Below are 8,967 nucleotides of genomic sequence, written 5' to 3' on the forward strand. Positions count from 1 at the left end.
TTTAATCTACTGAACTCTGTATCCTTAAATCTAAGCATCCGCAAATCTAAGTATTCGTAAAAAGTTTGGTTTTCGCTATCAGACATCAAACCTTGGATGTGGTATTGATAGCACAACATTATAAGACGACGTCAGTGGAGAGTTCGCATGTCACAGCCTTTTTCAATTGCCATTCATGGTGGTGCAGGCACCATCTTACGAGAGCAAATGAGCCATGAATTAAAAATGGGTATTACCGAGGCTTTGGAAAAGTCTGTTTTGGCCGGCTATCAAGTGTTGCAATCGGGTGGTGACGCTCTGGATGCAGTGGTTGCATCGGTTAAAGTGATGGAAGACAGCCCACACTTTAATGCCGGTAAAGGTTCGGTTCTGACTCATGATGAATTTGTTGAGATGGATGCTTCTGTCATGCACGGTCGCGAAATGGACGCGGGTGCTATTGCCGGTGTCCGTCATATTAAAAATCCGATAGAACTGGCACGTGACGTGATGCTTAAAAGCGACCATGTATTACTGATTGGCGAAGGCGCAGAGAGGTTTGCGTTTGAGCATGAGTACACATTCACCGAGCAAGATTACTTCTTTACTGAGCGTCGTTATGACCAACTTCAGTCGATGAAAGAGAAAGGCATCTTTGCTTTGTCTGAAGCAAAATACGATGAGCAACAAGCTCAAAAATACCCAGATGATAAAAAGTACGGCACAGTTGGTGCGGTGGCGTTAGACCAAGCCGGTAATTTAGCAGCCGCAACCAGCACTGGCGGCGTAACCAATAAAAAATACGGTCGTGTGGGAGATTCTCCAATCATCGGTGCAGGCACTGTTGCTGAGAATGGCAACGTGGCCGTTTCAACAACAGGCATGGGTGAATTCTTCCTTAGAAAGATGGTCGCCAGCGATGTGGCGGCAAGAATGCGTTATCTCAAGGAAGATGTGCATACGGCTTGTGAACACATCATTCAAGGTGAACTGAAAACCATGGGTGGCGAAGGCGGCTTGATTGCTATCGATGGCCAAGGTGATATTCACTTCGCCATGAACAGTTCAGGAATGTATCGCGCGAGTGTTGATACGAACGGCTGCGTGGAAGTGAAGATTTATGCCGATGACTAAGCTTGTATTGGCTTTGGTTGAATTAGCGCAGATTAAACAAACAAAAAGGGCGACAGATAAGCATCTGTCGCCCTTTTTGTTTTCTATGTCCCGCCCTGAAATGTGTTTACACATCGAGGACGAGAGACTAACGATATGCGTCGCTAGAACCAATTAGCTATTTGGAACCGCACTTAATAGTGTGGAGGTGGCGTCTCTTCTGATGCGTCAGCGAGGTTTGAGCCATCCATATTTTTCACTTTACCCACCACGAACTTCATTTGATCTTGCATTCTCGTGATCAACATCTGTTGTTGGCTAAGCGCTTCATTGAGTTCTTCAATGGTTTGTTCTTGGAAAGCCAACTGACATTCTAGGTCATTCACGCGGCTTTCTAGTTGTTCAATTCGCTTTTCTGTCATCGTTCTTAATCCACATTCCAAGCTTGGGCGATGCCCGCAGAGGTGCCCGATATCACACGGTTCTTTTCATCAAAGGCTGCATCATACACTACCGCACGGGGAGGGCGAGCATCTTTTAATGGCTCAGCATCGTGACGAGAAATTCGTTTTCCATCTTGAGTATTCCACACGCTCACTTGGCTTGATGGCGTACCTGTTACCAACATACTGCCGTCGTCAGAAAAGCGAGCACTAGAGAATATCAGCTGTCGAGACCAGCTCTGTAATTGCGCTTGAGGTTCACCCGTCTCTAGATCCCAAATCATCGCTTGGTTGCCGCCATCGGAAGTAAAAGCCAATTCTCCATCCCGTTGTAGTGCAACTCGTACTACTCTTTGTTCATGCTCGAAAGTACGTAACACCAAGCCGGACTCGGTATCCCAAAGGTAAGCTTTGTAGTCGTTACCGCCCGATAATGCGTAGCGCCCATTCGAAGAGAGGGAGACGGAATTAACTTTTTCTCGGTGAGCGAGGAACTCCAGACGGCGTCCGGTGACTAAGTCCACATAGATGGCTTTGCCGTTAGACAGGCCAAGTAAGACTTTTTCACCATTGCTGGATATGTCGACATCGCGAATCAAGCCATCGGAAATAGACCAAAGCCCTTCAGCTTGAGTCCAAGATAGGTCCCAAACGGCGAAATTCATCTGACTGGCGGTAATCGCAAAGCGACCATTGTCAGAGATGCGAATCCGCGATATTTGGTTTTCTGATTGGTCTTGCGGGCCGAGTTGAGCGAGCTCTTTGTTTTGGTCTAAGTCCCAGAGCAGTAAGTGTTTTTGCTGAGAGTAGAGTAGAGCGAAGCGTCCATCTCTGCTTAAGGCAAAGCTGGTGGCACCATTGGGTTCAATTTCCCAACGTTGCTCATCATCTTGGAAGAAAAAACATCCATTTAACAAGGTGATGACAATTGCACATAGCAATGAATGGAAAAATATTTGCATCACGTCTAATAATCCGGTTTTTGTCGAAAGACATATGACTAGTATATTGTTATAACTAACGTATTCACACCAATCTAATCATTAGATTTGTGCACAATAACCAATGGCTTGGCCATTAATTGGAGAATTCAATGAAATCAGTTTTAAAAGTATCACTGCTTGCCGCAACGGTTATGCTAGCAGTTGGTTGTCAGAAAGAAGAACCAAAGGCAGAAGCTCCACAGGTAGAAGAAGCTAAAGTTGCAGCAGTAAACTTTAAAACAGAAGACGACAAAGCGGCATACGCAATCGGCGTATCTTTCGCGAACTACCTAAGCACAAGCATTGATAAGCCAAGCGAGCTAGGCATCAACCTAGACAAAGATATGGTTCTTCAAGGTATTGAAGACGTATTTGCAGAAAAAACTGCACTGAACGAAGAAGAAACTCGCGCTGCGCTTGAAGCTCTAGACAAGCGTGTTGCTGAAACAATGCAAGCACAAGCGGCAGAGAAATCAGCTGAAGTGAAGAAAGCGGGTGATGACTTCCGCGCTGAGTTCGCTAAAACTGAAGGCGTGAAGCAAACTGAATCTGGTCTACTTTACCAAGTAATGACAGCTGGCGAAGGCGCATCTCCAAAAGACACTGATACGGTTCAAGTACACTACAAAGGTACGCTAACAGACGGTACTCAGTTCGACAGCTCTTACGATCGTGGCGAACCAGCAACATTCCCACTAAACCGCGTAATCCCAGGTTGGACTGAAGGCGTACAACTGATGCAAGTTGGTTCTAAGTACAAATTCGTAATCCCGCCAGAGCTAGCATACGGTGAGCAAGACACACCGACTATCCCAGCTAACTCAACACTAGTATTTGAAGTTGAGCTACTGAAAATCGATAACGCTGAAGCAGCTCCTGCTCAGTAATATCGAACGAAAGTATCGAATGAATATTTCGTATTAAAATTCGTGGATTGAATAAAAAGCCTAACGTTGAGTTGGGCTTTTTTTTTGCTTTTTAAATGAGTATTTGATTTTTAAAGTTGTTCTAAATCACTAGTTGCAATGTTAGCTAGGTGTGCAATTAAAATTTTCTGATAAACTTACATAAATTTGTTGATTTTTCACACGAAGGTAAGGAATAAGTGACTACTACAGAAACAGTCAATGCGGATGTGTTACTTGAAATGGAATCAGTCCACGTCATGCCATTCAGTGAACACGATAAAATTATCTTAAGATCTTATGAGGCCGTGGTTGACGGTATTGCGAGTCTTATCGGTCCGTTTTGTGAAATCGTTTTACACTCTTTAGAAGACCTCAATACTTCTGCGATTAAAATTGCCAACGGCGAAAATACAGGTCGTCAGGTTGGTTCGCCGATCACCGATCTTGCATTAAAGATGCTGAAAGATATTGAAGGTTCTAAGCGTAACTTCTCACGTTCATACTTTACTCGAGCTAAAGGCGGAGTATTGATGAAGTCGATCACGGTTGCTATCCGCAATGGTGAAGACCGAGTGATTGGCTTGTTGTGTATAAACGTAAACCTAGATGCGCCATTCTCACAAGTACTGCAATCTTTCATGCCTACGCAAGATGCGGACGAAGCTGCATCATCAGTAAACTTTGCAAGTGATGTGGAGGAGCTTGTCGACCAAACGGTTGAACGCACAATTGAAGAAATCAATGCAGACAAATCAGTATCGAACAATACTAAGAACCGTCAAATCGTGATGGAGCTTTACGACAAAGGTATTTTCGATATTAAAGACGCGATTAACCGTGTTGCTGAGCGATTGAATATCTCTAAGCACACAGTGTACCTATACATCCGTCAACGCAAAACAGAGGATGAAGAGGGTTGTTAAGCTACACACTCCTAGTTAATGGGCCCGTTTACGGCTCACAATCCGCAAGAAGTGCTTATCAGTTTGCTGTGGCTCTATTGAAACAGGGCCACAAACTCCACAGTGTGTTCTTCTATCAAGATGGTGTCAGCAATGGCTCTGGCATTACAGTGCCTGCTAATGATGAATTTGACTTGGCTTTCGCTTGGCAAAAACTGGCGGATGAGCATAATGTTAGCCTAGAGACATGTGTTGCTGCTGCGCTGAGACGCGGAGTGATCAGTACGGACGAAGCTACACAACATCAATTGAGTGCCTCTAATTTGGCGGCTGGGTTTACCCAAGCTGGGTTAGGGAGCTTATCTGAAGCACTTTTAACGCAAGATAGGGTTGTGCAATTTTGAGTAAATTGGCCTTTGTATTTAACACTTTTCCTCATACGACGGCTGCGGGTAGGGAAGGGCTAGACGCACTGCTAGCGGCTTCTGCCTATAGTGAGGACATTACCGTATTCTTTGTCGGTGATGGCGTTACACAGCTTCTCAAAGCTCAACAGCCAGATGAATCCCTATCACGTGACTATATTTCTGCATTCAAGCTCATGGATCTCTACGACATCGAGCAGGTTTACGTGTGTCAACATAGCCTCAATCAGTTCGGCCTCTCGACAGATAACTTGTTGATCGATGTGACTGCGCTAGAAGTGAGTGAGTTGACGCAGAAGTTAGCTCAGAGCCAAAAAATACTGACTTTCTAGGGAACGTTATGCTTCATATTGTAAAATCAGTAGACAAACTCAAGCTTGCATTAGCGTACTCGCAACAACAGGATCACATCCTTTTGTTGGAAGATGCGGTGTATGTTTGCCTTCCAAATCATGAGTTATTCAATCAAATCTCAACCGTTGAGCATGTGTCGGTATTAAAATCAGATCTAGATAGCCGAGGTTTACAACAACTTGCTTCAAGCGCTCTGAATCAAGTGGACTTCGATGGATTCGTCAAACTGACGGTTTTGAACGACAAATCAGTCACTTGGTAGCTGTGTTTTATCAGTATGGTTAAAAAAAGACCATCCTGAGCTCTAGACGGCTAAAAAAGATCTGTATATTTCTTGACACACATCCCACTGCTGAATAGAATTTTGCGTCCCTATTTACACTATGTGTAATAGGGCTAGATTTTTCATCAAGCTTACTTTCAAGTAAATCAGGAGCTAGTTAATGGCAACTATTAACCAGTTGGTACGTACTCCTCGTGTAAAGCAGGTTGTTAAAAGCAACGTGCCTGCACTAGAAGCGTGCCCACAAAAACGTGGTGTATGTACTCGCGTATATACTACTACTCCAAAAAAACCGAACTCAGCACTACGTAAAGTATGTCGTGTTCGTCTAACTAACGGCTTTGAAGTTACTTCATACATCGGCGGCGAAGGTCATAACCTTCAAGAACACAGTGTTGTTCTTATCCGTGGTGGTCGTGTTAAAGATTTACCAGGTGTGCGTTACCACACTGTTCGCGGTGCACTTGACTGTGCAGGCGTTAACGACCGTAAGAAAGGTCGTTCTAAGTATGGTGTGAAACGTCCTAAGTCTTAATGCGTCTTTTTTTTAAAAGAAAGCGTTAAGTAAGGCCAAACACTATTTATTTATTATTCTGAAAAGTTTTGGAAAAAACCTGAAGAAGACAACGGAGAAATTCCATGCCACGTCGTCGCGTAATAGGCCAGCGTAAGATCCTTCCAGATCCTAAGTTCAAATCTGAACTGCTGGCAAAATTCGTTAACATCCTTATGGTTGACGGAAAAAAATCTACTGCAGAGAAGATTGTTTACACTGCACTAGAAACTATGGCTGAGAAATCTGGTAAAGATCACTTAGCTGTATTTGAAGAAGCTCTTGAAAATGTTCGCCCAGCGGTAGAAGTTAAATCTCGCCGTGTGGGTGGTTCAACTTACCAAGTACCTGTAGAAGTTCGTCCGGTTCGCCGTAACGCTCTTGCTATGCGTTGGGTAGTTGAAGCTGCGCGTAAGCGTGGTGAAAAATCTATGGCTCAACGCCTAGCTGCTGAAATGCTAGACGCGTCTGAGAACAAAGGTACTGCGGTTAAGAAACGTGAAGACGTTCACCGCATGGCTGACGCAAACAAAGCGTTCGCACATTACCGCTGGTAATACCTTTTCAGTGCTGCAAGGTTCCTTGCAGCACTTCTTTAGTTCCTATGCTTATGCTAGGAACTATTGCTATTTCTAGGGCAAAGCTTTTTAGCTAAGCATCGCTTTTAACGCACAATCTAGACATAGCAATAGTCCCTAAGTCTCTAATAAGAGGATTCAACCGTGGCTCGTAAAACTCCTATTGAGCAGTACCGTAATATCGGTATCGTTGCTCACGTAGATGCAGGTAAAACAACCACAAGTGAACGTATTCTGTTCTATACCGGTCTTTCTCACAAAATCGGCGAAGTTCACGATGGTGCAGCAACCATGGACTGGATGGAGCAAGAGCAAGAGCGCGGTATTACGATCACTTCAGCAGCAACTACTACGTTTTGGCGTGGTATGGAAGCTCAGTATTCTGACCACCGTATCAATATCATCGATACTCCTGGGCACGTTGACTTCACAATTGAAGTAGAACGTTCTCTGCGTGTACTTGATGGTGCAGTTGTTGTTTTCTGTGGCTCATCTGGTGTTGAACCTCAGTCAGAGACAGTATGGCGTCAAGCTGATAAGTACCAAGTTCCACGTATGGTTTTCGTTAACAAAATGGACCGTACCGGTGCAGACTTCTTGCGCGTAGTTGAACAGATCAAGGACCGCCTAGGTGCGACTCCTGTTCCGATTCAATTGAACATTGGTGCTGAAGAAAACTTCCAGGGTGTTGTCGATCTTATTAAGATGAAAGCAATCAACTGGAACGAAGCTGACCAAGGCATGACTTTTACGTACGAAGATATTCCAGCAGACATGCAAGAAATGGCTGAAGAATATCGTACAGAACTTGTTGAAGCTGCTGCAGAAGCAAATGAAGAGCTGATGGATAAGTACCTTGAAGAAGGTGAATTGACAGAAGCTGAAATCAAACAAGGTCTTCGTACTCGTACCCTTAACAATGAAATCGTACTTGCAACTTGCGGTAGTGCTTTCAAAAACAAAGGCGTACAAGCTGTTCTAGATGCAGTTGTTGATTTCCTTCCTTCTCCAGTCGATGTACCTGCGATTAAAGGTATCGATGATGACGAGAATGAAATTGAGCGTCACGCGGACGACAAAGAACCGTTCTCAGCGCTAGCATTTAAAATTGCAACAGACCCATTTGTTGGTACTTTAACTTTCATCCGTGTTTACTCTGGTGTTGTTGAAAGCGGTAAAACAGCTTACAACTCTGTGAAGAAACAACGTGAACGTTTAGGGCGCATTGTTCAAATGCACTCAAACAAACGTGAAGAAGTAAAAGAAGTACGAGCAGGTGACATCGCAGCCATTATAGGCCTTAAAGATGTTACTACTGGTGAAACTCTATGTGACCAGAACCATAAAATTGTTCTTGAGCGTATGGAATTCCCAGATCCAGTTATTCAGATCGTTGTAGAGCCTCGCTCTCAAGCTGATCAAGATAAAATGACTATCGCGTTAGGTAAGCTAGCGGCAGAAGATCCATCGTTCCGTGTTGAAACGGATGACGAAACTGGCCAGACACTAATCTCTGGCATGGGTGAACTGCACTTAGATATCATCGTTGACCGCATGAAGCGTGAATTCAGTGTGAACTGCAACGTTGGTAATCCGCAAGTTGCTTATCGTGAAACCATTCGTGGTACAGCGAAAGCTGAAGGTAAATTTATCCGCGAACATGGTGGTAAAGGACAGTACGGTCACGTGTGGCTGAAACTGGAACCATCAGAAGCCGGTGAAGGCTTTGTCTTCGTAGATGAAATTGCCAATGGTATCGTGCCAAAAGAGTTCATTACCTCTGTCGCTAAAGGCGTTGAAGAGCAAATGAACAATGGTGTATTAGCGGGCTATCCAGTTTTGGATATCAAAGCTACACTATATGATGGTTCTTACCATGAAGTAGATTCAAGTGAGATGGCGTTTACAATCGCTGCCTCTATGGCTTTCAGAACGGGTGCACTAGAAGCGCAACCAGTTTTGCTTGAGCCTATGATGAAAGTTGAAGTAACTACTCCAGAAGACTGGATGGGTGACGTTGTTGGCGATATTAACCGTCGTCGCGGCATCATCGAAGGTATGGACGAGGGGACAGCTGGCCTGAAGATAATTCGTGCACAAGTTCCGTTGTCTGTCATGTTCGGTTACGCAACTGATTTACGTTCTGCGACACAAGGTCGTGCTTCTTACTCTATGGAGTTTAGTGAGTACGCCGAAGTGCCAAAAAATGTTGCTAATGCAATCATTGCAGAGCGTGGTTAAACAAAAGGGATGCATTTTTTTCATTTTTTGAAAGATCAATGCGTCCAAATATTGCGCTAACGAGAGTTGGCGCATAAAATAGCAATTTCTGGCGCGTCTCGCTCAATAATGAACGTGGCGAATCATAACTAGGAAGGAACACGATTGTGTCTAAAGAAAAATTTGAACGTACGAAACCGCACGTAAACGTTGGTACTATCGGCCA

At 44.2% G+C, this 8,967-nt stretch carries 11 protein-coding genes; 9 read left to right on the plus strand and 2 right to left on the minus strand.

The window, feature by feature from the left end; genetic code table 11:
• Positions 1–147: 147 nt before the first annotated feature.
• Entirely contained in the window at positions 148–1,113 is a 966-nt protein-coding gene (locus ED652_RS13515) for an isoaspartyl peptidase/L-asparaginase family protein (RefSeq protein WP_122055157.1), read from the plus strand.
• Between the two features lie 173 nt (positions 1,114–1,286).
• Here the strand turns inward: ED652_RS13515 and ED652_RS13520 are convergent, their stop codons facing one another.
• Complete coding sequence (locus ED652_RS13520) at positions 1,287–1,514, minus strand: SlyX family protein (RefSeq protein ID WP_004729640.1); 228 nt, start codon at positions 1,512–1,514, stop codon at positions 1,287–1,289.
• A 5-nt stretch (positions 1,515–1,519) separates the two neighbouring features.
• Positions 1,520–2,497 (minus strand): WD40 repeat domain-containing protein, encoded by a 978-nt coding sequence (locus ED652_RS13525; RefSeq protein WP_029223204.1) that lies wholly within the window; start codon positions 2,495–2,497, stop codon positions 1,520–1,522.
• A 131-nt stretch (positions 2,498–2,628) separates the two neighbouring features.
• Between ED652_RS13525 and fkpA the strand changes: the two genes are divergently transcribed.
• The 8 genes from fkpA (at position 2,629) to fusA (ending at position 8,762) form a co-directional block, all read left to right on the plus strand.
• Positions 2,629–3,405 (plus strand): FKBP-type peptidyl-prolyl cis-trans isomerase, encoded by a 777-nt coding sequence (fkpA, locus tag ED652_RS13530; RefSeq protein WP_004729852.1) that lies wholly within the window; start codon positions 2,629–2,631, stop codon positions 3,403–3,405.
• Between the two features lie 218 nt (positions 3,406–3,623).
• Positions 3,624–4,349, plus strand: coding sequence for a transcriptional regulator (locus ED652_RS13535; protein WP_004729851.1), 726 nt, complete (start codon positions 3,624–3,626; stop codon positions 4,347–4,349).
• A complete protein-coding gene (gene tusD, locus ED652_RS13540) occupies positions 4,343–4,732 on the plus strand; it encodes a sulfurtransferase complex subunit TusD (RefSeq protein WP_122055159.1) in 390 nt (129 codons plus the stop codon). The genes ED652_RS13535 and tusD overlap by 7 nt, the downstream gene beginning before the upstream one ends.
• On the plus strand, positions 4,729–5,085 hold the full coding sequence (tusC, locus tag ED652_RS13545; protein ID WP_017104670.1) for a sulfurtransferase complex subunit TusC: 357 nt from the start codon (positions 4,729–4,731) through the stop codon (positions 5,083–5,085). Before tusD ends, tusC begins: the two co-directional genes overlap by 4 nt.
• Before the next feature lie 8 nt (positions 5,086–5,093).
• The gene (tusB, locus tag ED652_RS13550; RefSeq protein ID WP_122055161.1) at positions 5,094–5,369 is read left to right on the plus strand and encodes a sulfurtransferase complex subunit TusB; all 276 of its coding nucleotides are present in this window, start codon (positions 5,094–5,096) and stop codon (positions 5,367–5,369) included.
• A gap of 181 nt (positions 5,370–5,550) precedes the next feature.
• Positions 5,551–5,925: a 30S ribosomal protein S12 gene (gene rpsL, locus ED652_RS13555; RefSeq protein ID WP_012604917.1), complete on the plus strand. Its 375-nt coding sequence runs from the start codon at positions 5,551–5,553 to the stop codon at positions 5,923–5,925.
• Positions 5,926–6,029: 104 nt separating this feature from the next.
• Entirely contained in the window at positions 6,030–6,500 is a 471-nt protein-coding gene (gene rpsG / locus ED652_RS13560; RefSeq protein ID WP_017073678.1) for a 30S ribosomal protein S7, read from the plus strand.
• A 165-nt stretch (positions 6,501–6,665) separates the two neighbouring features.
• Entirely contained in the window at positions 6,666–8,762 is a 2,097-nt protein-coding gene (gene fusA / locus ED652_RS13565) for an elongation factor G (protein WP_017104672.1), read from the plus strand.
• Positions 8,763–8,967 lie beyond the last annotated feature (205 nt).

The sequence above is a fragment of the Vibrio sp. Evd11 genome (assembly GCF_900382755.1).
Taxonomy (GTDB): Bacteria; Pseudomonadota; Gammaproteobacteria; order Enterobacterales; family Vibrionaceae; genus Vibrio; species Vibrio lentus.